This is a genomic window from Nostoc sp., from assembly GCF_036917755.1.
Lineage (GTDB): Bacteria > Cyanobacteriota > Cyanobacteriia > Cyanobacteriales > Nostocaceae > Nostoc.
Genome location: NZ_JBALFC010000106.1, coordinates 23,065 through 40,391 on the forward strand (window position 1 = coordinate 23,065; position 17,327 = coordinate 40,391).

Genomic DNA, 17,327 nt, shown 5'->3' on the forward strand with positions numbered 1-17,327 from the left:
ACCTATCCTTATTTAGGGAGCCAACCAGCACTTAAAACTACTGTTAAACCGAGAAAAATTACTGTCAATGCCCAAGTAATTCGGTTTAAGGTATTTTCTGCACTTTTGGCGCTGCTAAATAGCTGGGCTTGTCCGCCAATGGCCCCAATGCCATCACCTTTGGGACTATGCAGTAAAACTAAGATTATCAAACCAGTAGCGGAAAATGCCCAAATGCCTTGCACGATATTAGTAGCTGTCATGGTAGGAATCTCTATAACAAGTTTTAAAAAACAGAATTCAGGAGTCAGAATTCAGAATTCAGAATTCAGAAGTTAGGAGTTTACTAAAAACTCCTAACTCAGCACTCGGTATTCTTTTACAGTCCTATTTGCACGGGGGTGCGAGTGCGTTGCAGATCATATTCTGCTGTTTTCAGCAGCGATCGCCCTGTCATTTCTGGCGGCTGAGGCAGCTGTAAAATCTCTAGAATTGTGGGGGCGATGTCGGATAGCTTGCCATCGCTTCGCAGCTCGACATTTGTACCATATCCAGGGATTTTGACTTTCTCTCCTTCCACCAAGATCAAGGGGACTGGGTTAGTGGTGTGGGCTGTCCAGGGATTACCGCCATGATCTAGCATATACTCAGCGTTGCCGTGATCAGCAGTAATAATTGTTGTACCGCCGGCTTTGATCACGCTCTCTAACAAGCGTCCCAAACAGCGATCAACTGTTTCAACTGCTGTAATGGTAGCGTCGATTTGACCAGTATGCCCTACCATGTCTGGGTTAGCATAGTTAATCACAACTAGGGAATACGTACCCTTTTGAATCGCAGCGATCGCTACATCTGTAACTGCTACTGCTGACATCGCTGGGGCGTGATCGTAAGTCGCTACCATCGGGCTACTTACCAGTTCCCGATCTTCTCCAGGAAAAGGTTCCTCCAGACCCCCATTGAAGAAATAGGTGACGTGGGCGTATTTTTCTGTTTCGGCGGTGCGAAACTGATTCAGATTGTGATTAGCTATGACTTCTCCCAGAATGTTACTGAGATTCTGAGGTTCAAAGGCTACAGCCACGGGTAAATCTGAATCATACTGTGTAAAGGTAACAAAAGATAGCGGTGTGATTTGCTGTCTTTCAAAACCGTTAAATTTGGGACTGACCAAAGCTTGAGTCAGTTGTCTGGAGCGATCGGGGCGGAAGTTGAAAAATATCACCCCATCCCCTGGTTCGATTGCGCCGGGAGCAATTCTGATTGGGTTGACAAATTCATCTTTTACCCCTTCGGCGTAAGATGCTTGTAAGATTTCCACAGCATTGCGATCGTCACCCACACCATCTTGGGTCATCACATCGTAGGCGCGTTTGACCCGATCCCAGCGGTGATCGCGATCCATCGCGTAGTAGCGACCGCTGAGGGTGACTATGCGCCCAATTCCGGTGCGGTCTATATAATCTTGCAGCAGTGTGATTGCTTTTACACCCTCTGTTGGGGCGGTGTCACGACCATCAGTGATGGCGTGGATACAAACTTCTGGAATTCGCTGGTCTTTGGCTAAGTCAAGTAGTCCGAATAGATGGGTGATATGCGAATGTACCCCTCCCTCAGAACAAAGCCCGACTAGATGCAGCTTGCTATTCCGAGAACGAACTTCCTGGCAAATTTTGACAAGTGCTGGGTTGAAGGCTATAGAACCGTCTTCGACTGCATCAGAGATGCGTACAAGTTCTTGCGGTACAACTCGCCCAGCACCAATATTCAAATGACCAACTTCCGAGTTGCCCATTTGACCCTCTGGCAACCCTACGGCTTTTCCTGATGTGTGGATAAGGGTATGCGGGTAAGCTGCCCATAAACTGTCCACGATAGGAGTTTTAGCAGCAATAATAGCGTTTCCTCGCTTTTCCTCACAGTAGCCCCATCCGTCTAAAATGACTAGCACCACAGGAGCAACAGGTGCTTTGGTCATAGTAAAATTGCCCTTTACTGTTTGTAATACCCGAATGATACCACTGCTAATCCCCGCCGCAAGTGAATTTTTGCTTATTAACTTCTTTTATGAAGGACTTACAGTTTTTTGAAATACTTTTAAATTTTAGCAATTTTCCTGTGATGTTTTTGAAAGCTAATCAGGAGTGATTACTTAGTAGTAGCACTTCCGCACTACTACTAAGCCGGTATCCAACCCCTCATTTCCTTTTTGTGGCAGCTTTAGCAGCTTTCTTAGCAGCTTTTTCGGCTTCTATTGCAGCTAACTTTGCTTGTTCTTTTTCTTCGGCAATTTTCTGGAGATAGTAATGATAATCTCCTAAGTAAACGCGGAATTCACCATCACGAATTTCGACGATTTTGTTAGCTACCTCAGAAATAAAGTAGCGATCGTGGGAAACTACAATTGCCGTACCATCATAATTTTTGAGCGCTTCTTCCAGCATTTCTTTAGCTGGAATATCTAGGTGGTTTGTCGGCTCATCTAAAATTAGTAAGTTCGCGGGACGTAAGAGCATTTTTGCCAACGCCAGACGAGCTTTTTCTCCTCCACTTAATGCCCCGACTGCCTTAAATACAGTGTCACCACTGAATAAAAATCGTCCCAAAAGTGTTCGGACTTCTTGATTATCCCAATCGGGAACTTCATCATGGATAGTTTCCATGACAGTTTTCTTCAAATCCAAGGCTTCAGCTTGATTTTGCTCAAAGTAGCCAGGAAGAACGTTGTGATCGCCTAATTTAACAATACCTTCTGTGGGTGGTTCCATACCCATAATTACGCGCAGAAGGGTAGATTTTCCAGCACCGTTAGGGCCAAGAAATGCAATGCGATCGCCCCTTTCAATCAGGAGATTTGCTGCCAAAAACAGGATTTTATCACCATAAAGATGAGTTAAATCTTTAATTTCCACTACCTCGCGTCCACTGCGGGGTGCAGGGGGAAAACGGAAGTGTAGAGTTCTCATACCACCAACGGGTGCTTCAATGCGCTCGATTTTGTCGAGTTGCTTTTCCCGGCTTTTTGCCTGGGTACTGCGGGTAGCACTAGCGCGAAATCTATCAACAAAGGTTTGCTGTTTCTCTAATTCTTTCTGCTGGCGTTCGTAGGCGCTAAGTTGTGCTGATTGATTTTCGGCTTTTTGTAACAAATATGCCGAGTAGTTACCAAGGTAGGTTGCGGAAACGCCACGTTCAGTTTCCACAACTTGGGTGCAGAGGCGGTCAAGGAACTCCCGGTCATGGGAGACTATTACCATTGGCGTAACTAGCCCTTTAAGGTAATTTTCCAACCACTCAATGGTTTCTAAATCCAGGTGGTTAGTCGGTTCATCCAGCAGCAACAAGTCGGGTTTTTGCAGAAGAATTTTACCTAAACTCATCCGCATTTGCCAACCACCACTGAAGGCGCTGACGAGGCGATCGCCATCTTCTAGCCCAAACCCCATCTCTGGTAAGATTTTCCCGATGCGTGCATCTAAGTTGTAACCATCCAAGGCTTCAAATTTGCGCTGCAAGCGATCTAACTTGTCGATCAGTCGATCCAGTTCCTCTGGGGTAGCTGTTTCCATCTCTTGTGGCACATGCGCCAGAGATAACTGTACTTCGTTAGCTTCTTTGAAGACAGTCCAAAATTCTTCTCTAACGGTGCGGGTGGGGTCTACTTCAAATTCTTGGTTGAGGTAGGCTATGTGTAAGCTATTAGGACGAATGATTTCGCCAGCAGTGGGTTCAATTTCCCCTGAGATGATTTTGAGTTGGGTGGATTTTCCAGCACCGTTGACACCGACTAAGCCAATGCGATCGCCTGGTTTAACTTCCCAGTTGATATCTTTGAGAACTTCGCCTGTGGGATAAATTTTACTTATATGTTCTAATCGCAGCATTAAGTTTCTCTCAGGTAGGGAGTGGGTGGTTGAAGACGAAGTACTAACACCGCTTCTAATATTAACAAAAATTAACTATAAATTCGTCGTGATCAAGGTGGGGAGCAGCAAACTAAATTTGGCTTGAGTCACGCAGAAAAATTACCACATCCCTCTCAAGGGTGACTTTGTGTTACTTGTCTGACTTCTTCGACACTGAAATCAAATGCCTCAGCCACTTTTTCCACTGTCACCCCTAATTTCAATAAGGTGGGTATTAATTTTAATTTGGCTCTATGCTCCCCTTTTTGCATGGCATCATAATATATTTTTGCCTTTTGAACTTGGTTTATGGTAAGATGTAGCTCCTCCGCAACTTGCTCAATAGTTAACCCTAAATCAAATAGGTGAGGTACTGTTTGGACTAAACGTAAACCTTCCAAACGCCCTTCTTCAAATGCTTCTTGATAAACTTTTGTATCTTTGAAACTCATAGTTCCTATTGTTGTAGTCCACCAATTCCTCTACTCCTTGATTCAGAAGAATCCTACTGCACGGCTTGTCTGACTTCTTCAACACTCAAATCTAACGCCTGTGCTACTTGTTCTACAGTCAACCCTGCTGCCTACATTGCTGGTACTGCTTTTAGTTTCCCTTGAACCTTACCTTGTTCAATGCCTTGAACCTTACCCTGTTCAACACCTTCCTGAAAGGCTTCCTGATAAAATCTGGTTTGCTTTAACTCACTTAAGCTAAAGATTTGCTCGATCTCCTCCCTACTCATTGTGGGAAACTTGTAAGCCAAAATAGTCTCTATAAATTGTAATAATTGCTGCTGTTTTTGTGGTGAGCTTATCTCTGACTGTTTGAGTCGATGGCGGGTATTATCCCGCGCACCTCTCAGTTAAATCTGGGCGTGCGACTTTCACCGCACCCAGCTTCCGATGTTCTCAGCTTGCGCTTTTGCTCATGTGTTTGTAACCGTGGCAACTCTCATGAATTGCTTCCAGATTATTTTTCTTCCAGTTGGCGTGATTTTCATCGATGTGATGCAGATGAATCCGTTCTTCATCGATGAATTTTAAGCCGCAGGAAGCACATCTATGGTTTTGCTTTTTAAGAGCAATAGAAGTTTCGCCGTTGTAGAGCTTACTATTACGTTCACTCCAGTAGGCTGTATCTCCGTCGTAAGGTGATTTAGTTCCCTTGACAGAAGTGTGTTTGTTTTCGGAGTAAGGAACCTTTGGGAATGCTTTGTCTAGTAATTTCTTGCTAGAGTCGCGGTTTTGCTTGGTTTCCTTGTTGAATACCGTGTAAGCTCTTTTTTGGATGTGGTATAACGAGTTTCTAGACCCGTCCATCTTGCAGAACTTATGGTAATTTCTCCAACCTCTAACTACCGGGGCTAATTTCTCAGCTTTTGTGGTAGCACCATAATTCGAGTTGTTGACGATGTGTTTTACTTTCTTACGGAATGCTTTGAAGTTGTCCACTGAGGGAGTACTTCTGAACTTTCCATTGCTCTGCACTTTAAAGTGCCAGCCGAGGAAATCAAACCCGTCTGTCGCGGCGGTGACTTTGGTTTTCTTTTGGCTTACATTCATTCCGCGTTTGCGGAGAAACTCGCTGATTCTTTCAAGTATCTCTGTCGCATCATCTTCGGGTCGGAGTATAATAACCATGTCATCCGCGTATCGGATTGATGGCTCGACAATTTTTTCTGCCGATGTTTTAGGTGTAATCCTTTTACCCTCACAATATTGAGAGTGGTATCTGTAAATACTTTCGATTCCGTTGAGCGCGATGTTAGCTAGTAAGGGGCTGACCACTCCTCCTTGAGGTGTTCCCTGTTCAGGGAACTCTGGATTTACACCTGCCTTGAGGCATCGGAAAATACCGAGTTTTAAGCCTTTGGGGGCGATGAGTTCGTCCATTATTGCTGAGTGATTAATCCTGTCGAAACATTTCTCGATATCGAGTTCTATAACTCGTTTTTCTATTCCGTTGCAGGTAGAACGGAGGTTATTAGAGATGTATTTTTGTGCATCGTGAGCAGAGCGCCCAGTTCTAAACCCGTAACTCCTAGCGTGGAAAGTGGCTTCGTGTGCTGGTTCGAGTGCATATTTTGCGAGGCATTGCCAAGCTCTGTCCGCGATGGTTGGTATCTTAAGCATTCTGGTAGTCCCATCCTTTTTGGGTATAGGGATTTCCCGTAATCCTTGATGCTTCCAATTTCCACTATTCATTTTCAGTAATTCTTCAAGGTTGAAGCGTTCTTCAAATGAGAGGGATTTTTTACCATCGATACCAGCCGTCTTTTTACCAGCGTTTAGCTGAGATACTTGTCTTATTGCAAGAAATCGAGCCGAGGTGGATTTTAGAATAAGCTTTTGGAGTGACCTAGCTTTCCGCTTGTCTCTAACTTGAACCGCTTTATACACGCGCTTTTGAAGGCGGAAAAGGTTTCGGCGGAATTTCTTCCACGGTAGTACTTTCCAAGATTCACTGGTTTTGTAACTGTGTCTAATCATTTTCTCTTCTAGAGTGAGTGTATTCTGAACACCTCAGACCAATTACGGTCTGTCCTACCCGAATTGTGGGGATTCCTCCGCTCGTCTGGGCTACTTGGGGTTCGACCGTCCCTAGACCCACAACTCGTTTTTATTCGTTCCCTCGGAGAGATTGATTGTTCCGTTAGGTGTGGTCAATTCAACCACTGGATTCCCAGGACTCTTGCCGCTTATGAGCCAAACGGTGCGGCGGGAATTGATTCTCCAGTGAAGTCAGGGTTTTTAGTGTTACGCCCTGCTTAAGACTAGGTTGCTTTTATAGACCCGGTTTCACCGTAGGAACTCCCTGTTAGCGCCAGTGTCAACCCGTAACGGTCATCTGATTGCGCCCTGTTCCCAGCTTCACTCTACAAGAACCGAGCTTGTTCGGTGTGGGCAGGTAAGGAGTCAATTCTGAGTCTGAATGGCAGGACTTGCACCTGCATCTGACCGAGAGTTCAGCCTTTAATGACAGTAATCTGCTGTCGGGCTGGCTTAGTTATGTACGGACTGATTACCGTGATTCACTAAACAACGAATCGCACTGGTTCTGTCTATCTACTCCCTTGCTTGTGCGATCGCTATATCGTCGGTTGCAATTACTAATTTAGCAGTTGCAATGCCAATTGGAAGCGATGCAGCCTCACCTAATTCATCCAAATAAATGCGCCTGACGCGCCCACTTGTGAAAAACTCACGGTAATGTTTGATATCTCCTGTATCTACATTCCTGTTTGGGTATAAAACCACAGCACCCCAGTCATTTAATGGTTGATTCTGACGCAGGTATAAACATATTTCTGCAATTAGCCGTGAATAAATTTCCCCATCGGCTTGAAATTGCACTTCAACAAAGTAAATCTGGTTCTCGCTTCCTTGTGTAGGCAGAAACACACCATCGATTCGGAAGGCTGTTTGTTTGATTTCAACTGATGAAAATTGATAAAGGCTAGCTGATTCTGGAGGATTACCAATAAGTTCAAAGAAGATATCAGGGAATTCTTGAAACAGCCGATAAAAGATGATGTCTGTTTTCACAATTTTATATCAACTGAAAATTTTGATTTGCTGCTTATATGTTACTTGATTCTTCAGAACCATCCCGCACTTCCAGCAACCGCTCTTTTGCAATCCCTAATATACGTGATATGGGCGCTAATAAACTATCATCAAATGCTTCTCCAGCATAAATATTATTCAGTTCAGTAGGGGATAATTTAAAGCTATCGCAGAATTTAGTAACCTCCTGGTTACTCAAGTCAAGTTCTTTTTGTCGATCAGCAAGTAGAATAGCGAACGCTCTAGTTCCATGCTTCGGACGCTCACTATTTATTATATATTTACCCATTAAATAATTGACTTTATTCGTATCGCCGCCCATTTTTTTAATTAAATCAGTACAAGCCATTTTTAATGCTTTCTTTAAAACTTCTTGCTCATTTAGAAATTTAATAACTTCACTGGCATAATCTGGTTTAAAAAATCCCACTAAATCACCTTGATGATAAACTGGTATATAAGGATCATTTGATTCAACTTGCCAATCTAAAGGCTCATTGCGTAGCGACATAACTGCACCCATAAATATTTTCAGATTTCACCATTTTCAAACTAATTACTCACTACCCGCTAGGGGTTATATTGGAAGCATCTCACTTTTGTAAAAATACCATAGGCGATTAGAAATCGCAGCTACACAGACAAAACCCACCTTCGTGGGTTTCAACTTGCTGAAGTCAGCGCATCTGTTATGTATTTCTACCAGAACCTCTAACTCAACCAAAATTAGCGATCGCCTTGCTCATAACCAAGTAACTGAAGGGTTCCCAGAGAGGTGTTTGGTGGTGTTATCTGTTGTTAGAAAGATAGCCCCAGCCTAGTCTCTGTAGACAATTGACAATTAAGTAAAGTAGTATTCAGATACAAATCTAGATTGAAGTATTTAATAACATGAATCTAATGTCAAATGTTCGACGGACTAGTGTTTTTGCTAGTATAGTACTGAGTAGTCTTTTGATATACAGTTTTCCAGCGCAATCGCAACAACGAGTTTGTGTCATTACCGACGAAGGTGCGACTGTGTGCGGTAAACCCACAAAACAACCTAAGAACACTAACTCACATTCTGAGCAACGAAAACTGATTAATGGATATGTCTTTTTATTAAAAGGCTGTAGAAGGTCGGATACAACTATAAAATGTAATCTTTTAATCACAAGAGAAAGCACAGAAGATAATTTTGGAATAGACGCATCTAAATTAACAATCGTTGATTCTGTCGGAAAATCTTATAATGGATCTGCCGTAGAAATGGGTGGTAAAAGCGGAAACTCCGTCTCCCTAAGAATATCCCCAGGAATTAATTATGTAACAGATATCACCTTTGAGAATATACCAGAAAACATAACACAAGCTCCAGTTTTAAAGCTTCCAGTATTTGCTAATAATGGGGCTAACAATATTGAGTTTCGCAATGTTCCTTTCTTAAACTGAGGAAGTTTAACTAAGTAGGTGTGTGCAGTTAAATTTTAGTAGCTTGTCAGTCACTACAACGGTTTCATGTCAATCTATTTATATATTTAATTCAGCCCACTTACTTACAAATATTGGGCATCATCTCTTAGATTCAAGCGATAACGTGTCTCCAAATCACAAATGAGCGTCAGAAAAATGGCAGGAATTATCCTTCCCAGTCTTGATGAGTATCGCACAGAAAATTGTCTGCGATCGCATCATCAAATAAATAGGGGCAATGCTCTGGAAAAGTTCGTAATGGTAAGTTAGTTTCTCGTAGCGCCAAATCCACTCCCGCTTCAAAGCCATCTAACAAGGCTTCTTCAATTCGAGACTTTAAGCTAGGGTTCTGTCGCAAATGTCTGTGGATGGCGCGACGCTGTTCTCGAATTGTTAAAAACCAACTGCGAGAGCGTTGTTCGGGTAGATACTCCCAGTTCAAGAGATGACCGAGTAATACACTCAGACGACTCACGAGTTCCCGATACTCCTGTCTGCCCAAAGCTTGAATTTCCTCTTGCAGGTGTTGCCAGTCTAGTTCCATAACTAGCCTCTGCTCTAACGCTTTAGCCTGCTGCTGTGTCCAGCCATAGAAGTCTTCGTCATACAAAAAAGGTTTGTCTATATCCATAGAGTTGAATCTTGACAGCAAGAAACCACGAGCTAGTTTGATGATTTAAATTCAATCCTGAACAAATATTCAACTTGCTTTTGCTTCATCCTCGGATGCTTCAGCCACAGCCGCCAATCTATCTGCCGCAGCTTGGACGATTTGAGCCACTTGGGACAGAGGCATGTGCTGGATTTGTCTGAGAATTAGACTCAAATCTGAGGTTTCTTGTATTGGCTTACCATCCAGGCAACTGAGTAACTCTTGGAGTGTGTAACCCGCTCTCGCTGCGATTTTTGCTAAATATTCGGTATCTGGCACATTCACACCCTTTTCCCACAACTGAACAGCAGTAGCAGAAACTCCCAAAAGCTTGCCAAACCCTCGCTGGCTCATTGAACCACGAGCTAGTTTGATGATTTCAATCAGTTTTTCTCTGCTTTCGATGTTCACTGCTTATATAGCTAGCCAACTGTATTTACAAGTTTAGTGAACAAACCCTCAAACTTTACTTTTATGTTGACAAGGTTCATTGTTAATGATAATCTAAAATGATTGTTGCAATACTGCAATTAAACTTGCAGTATTGATATAGCAATTTTAATCAGGTTATCGGTAGTAATGCCGATAAGATAAAGGGTGCATCATGTTTCACAAGCCACGCAAAAGTAATCAATATCGCCGCAAAGGTAAAAACCTAATAGCCACTAATAAAATTAAACCAGAACAGTGGCACATTTCGGAGGCTGAAGCGAAAGAAGCTTTAAAACTTAAAGGCTACGATGTTAAGCAAATCAAAAAAATCCACCATCTAAAGCATCAAGTGTGTATTTCCTACTGGGATGCAAAAGGTAACGTGTGCAGCAGCTTTTTTAGCTACCGGATTTTTGCGCGTTGGCAAGAAGAAGCGGAAAAGTTAATTTATACCTGTCAAACCCTGAAGGAATGGGCGAAGCTAAATTACGTCATGAAGTACGAATTTGCCTATTACCATTATCCCAGTGAAATAGAAGATACACTCCACGCGATATTAGAAAACCACCTGTGTGTGTTAAAAGCAACAAAACAACAAGTGGTTTTACAGAGTTTTTAACCGTAAAAATTAGTTAGCGGCAGAAGTCGCTAACTCCGCGAGACGTTCTTGCTGGTCTAGAGATATACAAGATTGGATAAGCGTCTCTAAATCACCTTCCAAAACAGGGTTAAGGGAATAATTCTGACCTAACCGGTGATCAGTAGCGCGGTTATCTTTATAATTGTAAGTGCGAATTTTTTCCGATCGCGATCCTGTACCAACCTGCGATCGCCGCATGGAAGTTACAGCTTCTTGTTGTTCGCGTAACTTCATCTCATACAACTTCGCCCGCAGAATTTGCATCGCCCGTTCTTTATTTTGCAACTGGCTGCGTTCTTCTGTACAGAAAATCCGAATTCCTGTCGGTTTGTGCATCAAGTCGGCGGCTGTTTCCACCTTGTTGACGTTTTGCCCACCAGCACCACCAGAACGGGCTGTAGTCATTTCAATATCTTTCGGGTCAATGTGAATTTCCACATCATCCACCTCTGGCATAATCGCCACCGTAGCTGTGGAAGTATGAACCCGTCCCCCAGATTCAGTTGCCGGCACGCGCTGCACACGATGTACTCCAGCTTCAAACTTTAACTGGCTGTAAACGTCATTACCTTTAATTTCTAGAATGACCTCTTTCCAGCCACCCATTTCTCCTCGAGATTCGCTCACTAGAGAAACTTTCCAACCTTGAGTCTGGGCATAGCGGGTGTACATCTGCATCAAATCGCCAGCCCAAATACTTGCTTCATCGCCACCAGTACCAGCGCGAATTTCCAACATGATATTCTTTTCATCATTGGGGTCGCGTGGTAGCAGTAAGACTTTCAAGCGAGTCTCTAAATATTCTATTTTTTGTTCAAGTTCCTTTACTTCCAGTGCTGCCATTTCTTGCAACTCTGGGTCACTTGCAGATTCCTTATAAACCTGACGCGCTCCGATCAAGTCTTCTTGGGCTGCTTTCCAAATTTCATAGGTATTAACTACCTCTTCCAAAGAAGAACGAGACTTAGCGATTTCTTGATACTCATCAGGGTTGCTAGCGGTATCAGGGTCGCCAAGACGACGTGTTAATTCATTAAAGGTTTGTTCAACAGATTTGAGTTTATCCAGTAAGTATGATTCAGCCATGACGAGTGCGATCGCTCCTTAAAAAAATAACAAATTGGCTCGAGCATATAAATGACAATCGACCCCGAAGAATGCAGGGCCGTCGTTAACAGCAGAGCCAACTCGCTACTTTTTGTTTTGGTCGTCGCCAGATGCTTGAGTGCTGCTCATACCGTACTTACGGAGGAAGCGCTCTACTCGACCCTCAGTGTCAATAATCTTCTGAGTACCGGTGTAAAATGGGTGATTTCCAGACCAAACATCTACGTGCAATTCTGGCTTGGTAGAGCCAATGGTCATAACAACTTGACCGTTGCAGTAAACTTTAGCGTCTGGATACCACTTGGGGTGAATATCAGATTTAGCCATTGTTCCTTTTGTGGTGAATCTATATCAATTATAACTTTCAGCGTTCAATTGAAGCTAGGGATTGGAGAGTGGGAGAGATGCCCCATGCCCAATGCCCCATGCCCCATGCCCTAACGTTTAGAGTACTGAGGCGCTTTCCGGGCTTTATGTAAACCATATTTCTTACGCTCTTTTGCCCTGGGATCGCGAGTCAAATAACCTTCGGTTTTCAAAGGTGGGCGGTTGTCTGGGTCTAGTTGGCACAAAGCACGAGCAACTCCCAAGCGAACAGAATCAGCCTGTCCGGTCAAGCCGCCACCTTCTGCTTTCACCAAAATGTCATATTCGTTTTCTAGTCCCAGAGTTTCCAAGGGTGCTTTGATGACTCCCAGGTAGTTGGCGTTAAATTGGAAATACAAATTTCCATCTTTACCGTTCACAGTCAGTTGACCAGTGCCTGGAACCAGGCGTACCCGCGCTACTGAGGTCTTACGACGACCAGTACCCCAGTATACGGCGCGACCGCTATTGGCGTCTGCTACTACCATTAATTTTCTTCTCCAGGAATTGTACTAATTTGTAGTTCTTTAGGTCTTTGAGCATCATGGGGATGCGTCGGACCCGCGTAGACTTTCAGCTTGGTGAACAACTGCTTACCCAGGCTATTTTTAGGTAGCATACCTTTAACAGCCTGTTCTAAAATCCGCTCTGGTATGCGCTGTTGCAGTTTAGCGAAAGTTTCCGTTTTCATCCCACCGGGACGACCAGAATGGCGACGGTACAGCTTTTGAGTGCGCTTTTTGCCTGTGACTGCGACTTTCTCGGCATTGATGACGATTACGAAGTCACCTGTATCTAGGTGGGGTGTATATTCGGGTTTCTTTTTGCCTCTCAAAATCTGGGCGATTTCGCTGGCGAGGCGACCGAGGCGTTGATCGGTGGCATCTACTATGTACCACTCACGCTCAAGGGATGCTTGAGAAGGAAGGTATGTTTTACTCGTTGTCATTTGTCATTTATCCTTTGTCATTTTTAATTTGTCATTAGTCATTTGTTATTTGTCCTTTGTCATTTGTTATTCACTAATGACCATTGTACAGACGCGATTAACCGCGTCTCTACTAACCAATGACTAATGACTCTTGACTAGTGACGAACTTTGGCAAGGTGTCGTACCAAATCTCTTTGGGAAAAGGAAAATCTGGATAGCCGACTCGCAACAAGCACAAGCCTTGGGGCGGTGCGGCGTATTTTACTTCTTCCCGGCGTTCTTCTTTCCAGAGTTCGGTGAAGCTAGAAAGTGTGCGTTGTCCAGAACCTACTTGTACCAACATCCCTACCAACAGCCGTACCATGCCATACAAAAATCCATCTGCCTGTATTTCAATATGGATAAATGGCCCACTGCGACGACACTCTACTGCTTGCACCTCTACCCAGGAATGCGATCGCTTCGAGCCTGCACGGTGAAAAGCAGCTAAGTGATGCTTTCCCAACAGAGGTTTCAAGGCAGCTTGGATTAAAGATTCATCCAGGGGTGCATAATAATAATGCCAACTGAAGGGTCTTACAAACAAGTTAAGTCGATCTTCAGTATATATTGTGTAGCGATACCGTCGATAGGCTGCACTAAAGCGAGCGTGCCAACGGTTATCTACACTAGCTGAAGCCCTGATTAATATATCTGACGGCAGATAGCTGTTGAGGATTGTTGCCCACTTGTGAGGCGGAATTAAACCTGTTGTTTCAAAATGGGCGACTTGAGCAGCAGCGTGAACTCCAGAATCAGTTCGCCCGGCACCGTGTAATGTTACATGATGCCCAAGAATAGTAGCGATCGCAATTTCGATCTCTTCTTGAACTGTCCTCTGTTGTTTTTGCCGTTGCCAGCCATGAAAATGAGTGCCCAGGTATTGGATTACCAAGGCTACTCGATGAATTTGTCTAGGCTGGTGGCTTTCTAACATACAGATTTTGTCCTTTGTCATTTGTCCTTTGTTATTCACTAATGACCAATGACTAATGACTAATGACTAAATGACTTAAACCAATTCAATTATGGCCATTTTTGCATTATCACCCCGACGCGGTACGGTATGCAGGATGCGGGTATAACCGCCCTGGCGATCGCCATATCGAGTTGGAGCTTGCTCAAATAGAGCGTGAACCAGTTGTTTGTCGAAGATATAGCCAAGGGCTTCCCGGCGTGCTGCCAAGGAGCCGTTTTTGGCTAGGGTAATCATTTTTTCCACTTTACTTCGCAGAACTTTCGCTCTAATTAAAGTGGTGGTGATCTTACCATGACGGATCAGCTCGGTGGCGAGCGATCGCAGTAAAGCACGGCGTTGATCGGCGGGTTTACTGAGTTTTTTGACGCGACAACGGTGACGCATAATTATGCACTATGAATTATGAACGGTTTTTCTTAAGGGTGTTTAGAGCCTCTTTCCATTGGCAGGGTGATGCCCAAGCGTCGCTGCAAAGCTTCCACGACTTCTTCTGCTGACTTCTGCCCAAAGTTCTTAATTTCTAAGAGGTCTTCTTGGGTATAATCCAACAAATCTGCCACAGAGTTAACTTGTGCCCGTTTGAGACAGTTATATGCCCGCACAGAAAGTTGCAACTCTTCGATAGGTATCTGGGCAGTTGGATCGTCTGGAATGTCCGAACCTGTGTCTGTTGGTTCCAGGGAGATGTCTTTCAACGGGTTGAATAAATCTACCAAGATCCCAGCAGCCGAAGATAGTGCTTCTTGGGGGGAAATACTACCATTTGTCCAAACTTCCAACAGTAGTCGGTCTTTTGGAATCAAGCCTTCCCCACGAGATTCTTCAACACTGTAGTTGACTTTTCGCACCGGCATAAATATTGAGTCGATTTGGAGAAAATCCAACGATGTGGCTTCCTCACGTCCTCGCTCTACGGTGCGATAGCCTTTGCCTCTCTCGATCCGAAATTCCATTTCCAGTTTTCCACCCTCAGCGACGGTGGCTACATACTGGGTCGGATCGATGACTTCTACTTCACTGGGCAAGTCAAAATGTGCCGCAGTGATTGTTGCTGGACCGTTAACCAATAATCTACCAATCTGGGGTTGCGAAGAATAGTTTTTCAGGATAACTTCCTTCATTTTCATGAGGATTTCCAGCACATCTTCCCGCACGCCCGGAACTGTGGCGAACTCATGTGAGACTTTTTCAATCCTCACTGCTGTAACTGCCGTACCCTCTAGATTAGACAGTAAAACCCGCCGCAGTGCGTTGCCAACAGTTATTCCTTGACCGCGTTCTAGAGGTTCCAAAACAAATTTACTGTAATGGTTCCGACTTTCTTCGGTATTCGACTCTACACATTCAATTTGAAACTGCGCCACGGATGAGCCTCCCTTTTTCTAAGGTGCTGCTAGCAGACAAATCAATTGCCTCCTGAATTGACTACCAATTTTCGATTTTGGATTTTGGATTTTGGATTGTGCTTCTTTGGTTCATGCTCCGCTTCTTGTAAGCGCAACAAATCTTAAATCATCAACTTAAAATCCACGAAGCCCAGCACTCTTGTAGTCGGCTTCAATCTAAAATCGCCAATCTAAAATCCAAAATTGATTAATAATATTTTGGGTAGCCGGAAGTTTAACAGCTTTCCCGGCAGGAAAATCTGACACGCTTCTGGTCGCCCAAGCTTTGACTCAATGACAGTTTGCACGTTAGACGCTCAAGCGGTCATTGCTGGCTGTAACTTTTGTCCTCACTGCCCAAGTCTTGGTGTTTAAACTCGACGGCGCTTGGGTGGACGACAACCATTGTGAGGAATGGGGGTAATATCCCGAATCAGTGTAATTTCCAGTCCTGCTCCTTGAAGTGCCCGGATAGCGGTTTCTCTACCTGCTCCTGGCCCACTGACCATTACCTCAATTTGGCGCATTCCTTGATCAATGGCTCGACGGGCTGCACTTTCAGCAGCAGTTTGCGCTGCAAAGGGAGTTCCCTTTTTTGCTCCCTTAAAACCGCTAGAACCAGCACTAGCCCAGGAGATGACATCTCCATTTTGATCGGTAATGGTGACAATGCTATTGTTGAAAGTAGACTGGATGTAGGCCATCCCACTGGGTACATTCCGTTTCTGCTTCTTGCTCCCGGATTTTTTAGTTGGTTGTCTCGCCATACTTGTTTAGGTGATTTAAGGTAAAACTTGCTCGGATTAGCAAGCGGTGCAAAATTATTTCCCTGGAGCCTTCTTCTTACCAGCCACTGTCTGCCTTCTGCCTCGACGGGTTCTGGCATTTGTGCGAGTTCTTTGGCCTCTGACTGGTAAGCCCATACGATGACGACGCCCTCTGTAGGTACCAATATCAACTAAGCGCTTGATGTTCAAAGATTCCCAGCGCCTCAAGTCCCCTTCAACTTGATAGTTGCTTTCTATTTCCCCTCGCAGGACTGTCACATCGGCATCACTTAAGTCCTTAACGCGGGTGTCTGGGTTCACACCAGTAGCCGCTATAATTTCTTGAGAGCGCGATAATCCAATTCCGTAGATGTAAGTTAGACCGATCTCGACGCGCTTATCGCGTGGAAGGTCTACTCCGGCAATACGTGCCACAATGAACTCTCCCTATTGTTCTCGCAATTACTGTTGGTTGGAAAAACGTGATTAATCGCGTCTTTTCGTTTTAATGATGATATGCGTGTTACAACTGGCTCTGTTGGTAAGAGCGTTATCCTTGACGTTGTTTGTGCTTGGGGTTCACGCAGATCACCATAACGCGACCACGACGTTTGATCACGTTACACTTTTCACAGATTTTCTTGACTGAGGCTCTAACTTTCATGCCTTTTATTCTTTGACTCCAAATATAAAATTATAGCATTTCTAGGGAAATTAATCCAGTTAATTGACTAGTAAACAGCCAAAAAAATGGTTTTATGGTAAAATCGTCTACATATAGTTACTTCTTTCGTAGTCGATAGGTAATTCTGCCTTTGGTCAAGTCGTAAGGAGTTAGCTCTACCTTGACGCGATCGCCGGGCAAAATCTTGATATAATTTCGGCGAATCTTACCGGAAATATGTGCCAGCACGTTAAAGCCATTGTCCAAGTCAACGCGAAACATCGCATTGGGCAAGGACTCTGTAACCGTGCCTTCCATCTCAATTAAATCTTGTTTAGACAATTTGTTTTTTCCTCAACTCAACAATTTCGTGTTCAGTTGCAGCGCTTCATCTGCAAAGAAACACATTTTAAGAAATATATCAACAGTTTATTAATATATCTTAGCTAAAATTGATCTT

General features: G+C 44.0%; 21 protein-coding genes and 2 pseudogenes. 2 read left to right on the forward strand and 21 right to left on the reverse strand.

What is annotated here, in order from left to right:
* Nucleotides 1–8: 8 nt before the first annotated feature.
* The 8 genes and pseudogenes from secG to V7L05_RS22360 form a co-directional block, all read right to left on the reverse strand.
* A complete protein-coding gene (gene secG / locus V7L05_RS22325) occupies nucleotides 9–242 on the reverse strand; it encodes a preprotein translocase subunit SecG (RefSeq protein ID WP_334825494.1) in 234 nt (77 codons plus the stop codon).
* Between the two features lie 116 nt (nucleotides 243–358).
* Nucleotides 359–1,957 (reverse strand): 2,3-bisphosphoglycerate-independent phosphoglycerate mutase, encoded by a 1,599-nt coding sequence (gene gpmI, locus V7L05_RS22330; protein ID WP_335167215.1) that lies wholly within the window; start codon nucleotides 1,955–1,957, stop codon nucleotides 359–361.
* Nucleotides 1,958–2,177: 220 nt separating this feature from the next.
* The gene (locus V7L05_RS22335; RefSeq protein ID WP_335167217.1) at nucleotides 2,178–3,863 is read right to left on the reverse strand and encodes an ABC-F family ATP-binding cassette domain-containing protein; all 1,686 of its coding nucleotides are present in this window, start codon (nucleotides 3,861–3,863) and stop codon (nucleotides 2,178–2,180) included.
* A 155-nt stretch (nucleotides 3,864–4,018) separates the two neighbouring features.
* A complete protein-coding gene (locus V7L05_RS22340) occupies nucleotides 4,019–4,336 on the reverse strand; it encodes a hypothetical protein (RefSeq protein ID WP_335167219.1) in 318 nt (105 codons plus the stop codon).
* A 53-nt stretch (nucleotides 4,337–4,389) separates the two neighbouring features.
* A pseudogene (locus V7L05_RS22345) lies at nucleotides 4,390–4,707 on the reverse strand (Rpn family recombination-promoting nuclease/putative transposase); the annotation flags it as partial.
* An 85-nt stretch (nucleotides 4,708–4,792) separates the two neighbouring features.
* The gene (locus V7L05_RS22350) at nucleotides 4,793–6,373 is read right to left on the reverse strand and encodes a group II intron reverse transcriptase/maturase (RefSeq protein ID WP_335167222.1); all 1,581 of its coding nucleotides are present in this window, start codon (nucleotides 6,371–6,373) and stop codon (nucleotides 4,793–4,795) included.
* Between the two features lie 579 nt (nucleotides 6,374–6,952).
* Nucleotides 6,953–7,429: pseudogene (locus V7L05_RS22355) on the reverse strand (Rpn family recombination-promoting nuclease/putative transposase); the annotation flags it as partial.
* 34 nt (nucleotides 7,430–7,463) lie between these two features.
* Entirely contained in the window at nucleotides 7,464–7,973 is a 510-nt protein-coding gene (locus tag V7L05_RS22360) for a hypothetical protein (RefSeq protein ID WP_335167224.1), read from the reverse strand.
* 377 nt (nucleotides 7,974–8,350) lie between these two features.
* Here V7L05_RS22360 and V7L05_RS22365 point away from each other — a divergent pair, with 377 nt between their 5' ends.
* Nucleotides 8,351–8,884, forward strand: coding sequence for a hypothetical protein (locus tag V7L05_RS22365; RefSeq protein WP_335167226.1), 534 nt, complete (start codon nucleotides 8,351–8,353; stop codon nucleotides 8,882–8,884).
* Between the two features lie 187 nt (nucleotides 8,885–9,071).
* On the opposite strand, the gene V7L05_RS22370 is transcribed toward V7L05_RS22365, so the two are convergent.
* Together V7L05_RS22370 and V7L05_RS22375 are read right to left on the reverse strand one after the other, a co-directional pair.
* On the reverse strand, nucleotides 9,072–9,530 hold the full coding sequence (locus V7L05_RS22370) for a DUF29 domain-containing protein (protein ID WP_442937035.1): 459 nt from the start codon (nucleotides 9,528–9,530) through the stop codon (nucleotides 9,072–9,074).
* Nucleotides 9,531–9,605: 75 nt separating this feature from the next.
* Nucleotides 9,606–9,968: a helix-turn-helix domain-containing protein gene (locus V7L05_RS22375; RefSeq protein WP_334949259.1), complete on the reverse strand. Its 363-nt coding sequence runs from the start codon at nucleotides 9,966–9,968 to the stop codon at nucleotides 9,606–9,608.
* 193 nt (nucleotides 9,969–10,161) lie between these two features.
* On the opposite strand from V7L05_RS22375, the gene V7L05_RS22380 reads away from it, so the two are divergent.
* The gene (locus V7L05_RS22380; RefSeq protein WP_335167229.1) at nucleotides 10,162–10,608 is read left to right on the forward strand and encodes a hypothetical protein; all 447 of its coding nucleotides are present in this window, start codon (nucleotides 10,162–10,164) and stop codon (nucleotides 10,606–10,608) included.
* 9 nt (nucleotides 10,609–10,617) lie between these two features.
* On the opposite strand, the gene prfA is transcribed toward V7L05_RS22380, so the two are convergent.
* The 11 genes from prfA to infA form a co-directional block, all read right to left on the reverse strand.
* A complete protein-coding gene (prfA, locus tag V7L05_RS22385) occupies nucleotides 10,618–11,715 on the reverse strand; it encodes a peptide chain release factor 1 (RefSeq protein WP_292799346.1) in 1,098 nt (365 codons plus the stop codon).
* 105 nt (nucleotides 11,716–11,820) lie between these two features.
* Nucleotides 11,821–12,063, reverse strand: coding sequence for a 50S ribosomal protein L31 (gene rpmE, locus V7L05_RS22390; protein WP_335167232.1), 243 nt, complete (start codon nucleotides 12,061–12,063; stop codon nucleotides 11,821–11,823).
* A 110-nt stretch (nucleotides 12,064–12,173) separates the two neighbouring features.
* Entirely contained in the window at nucleotides 12,174–12,590 is a 417-nt protein-coding gene (rpsI, locus tag V7L05_RS22395) for a 30S ribosomal protein S9 (protein WP_300420156.1), read from the reverse strand.
* Nucleotides 12,590–13,051 (reverse strand): 50S ribosomal protein L13, encoded by a 462-nt coding sequence (gene rplM, locus V7L05_RS22400; protein ID WP_300420154.1) that lies wholly within the window; start codon nucleotides 13,049–13,051, stop codon nucleotides 12,590–12,592. Before rplM ends, rpsI begins: the two co-directional genes overlap by 1 nt.
* A 112-nt stretch (nucleotides 13,052–13,163) precedes the next feature.
* Nucleotides 13,164–14,009: a tRNA pseudouridine(38-40) synthase TruA gene (gene truA, locus V7L05_RS22405; RefSeq protein WP_335167412.1), complete on the reverse strand. Its 846-nt coding sequence runs from the start codon at nucleotides 14,007–14,009 to the stop codon at nucleotides 13,164–13,166.
* Nucleotides 14,010–14,084: 75 nt separating this feature from the next.
* Nucleotides 14,085–14,435, reverse strand: a complete 351-nt coding sequence (gene rplQ / locus V7L05_RS22410) for a 50S ribosomal protein L17 (protein ID WP_300420150.1) — start codon at nucleotides 14,433–14,435, stop codon at nucleotides 14,085–14,087.
* 32 nt (nucleotides 14,436–14,467) lie between these two features.
* On the reverse strand, nucleotides 14,468–15,415 hold the full coding sequence (locus tag V7L05_RS22415; protein ID WP_334949249.1) for a DNA-directed RNA polymerase subunit alpha: 948 nt from the start codon (nucleotides 15,413–15,415) through the stop codon (nucleotides 14,468–14,470).
* A 392-nt stretch (nucleotides 15,416–15,807) separates the two neighbouring features.
* The gene (gene rpsK / locus V7L05_RS22420) at nucleotides 15,808–16,203 is read right to left on the reverse strand and encodes a 30S ribosomal protein S11 (RefSeq protein ID WP_012410703.1); all 396 of its coding nucleotides are present in this window, start codon (nucleotides 16,201–16,203) and stop codon (nucleotides 15,808–15,810) included.
* Between the two features lie 54 nt (nucleotides 16,204–16,257).
* Nucleotides 16,258–16,638 carry a 30S ribosomal protein S13 gene (gene rpsM / locus V7L05_RS22425; RefSeq protein WP_335167234.1) on the reverse strand — a complete coding sequence of 127 codons (381 nt, stop codon included), beginning with the start codon at nucleotides 16,636–16,638 and terminating at the stop codon, nucleotides 16,258–16,260.
* A 115-nt stretch (nucleotides 16,639–16,753) separates the two neighbouring features.
* Nucleotides 16,754–16,867 carry a 50S ribosomal protein L36 gene (rpmJ, locus tag V7L05_RS22430; RefSeq protein WP_015129703.1) on the reverse strand — a complete coding sequence of 38 codons (114 nt, stop codon included), beginning with the start codon at nucleotides 16,865–16,867 and terminating at the stop codon, nucleotides 16,754–16,756.
* A gap of 117 nt (nucleotides 16,868–16,984) precedes the next feature.
* The gene (gene infA, locus V7L05_RS22435; RefSeq protein ID WP_006276978.1) at nucleotides 16,985–17,209 is read right to left on the reverse strand and encodes a translation initiation factor IF-1; all 225 of its coding nucleotides are present in this window, start codon (nucleotides 17,207–17,209) and stop codon (nucleotides 16,985–16,987) included.
* Between the last annotated feature and the right edge of the window lie 118 nt (nucleotides 17,210–17,327).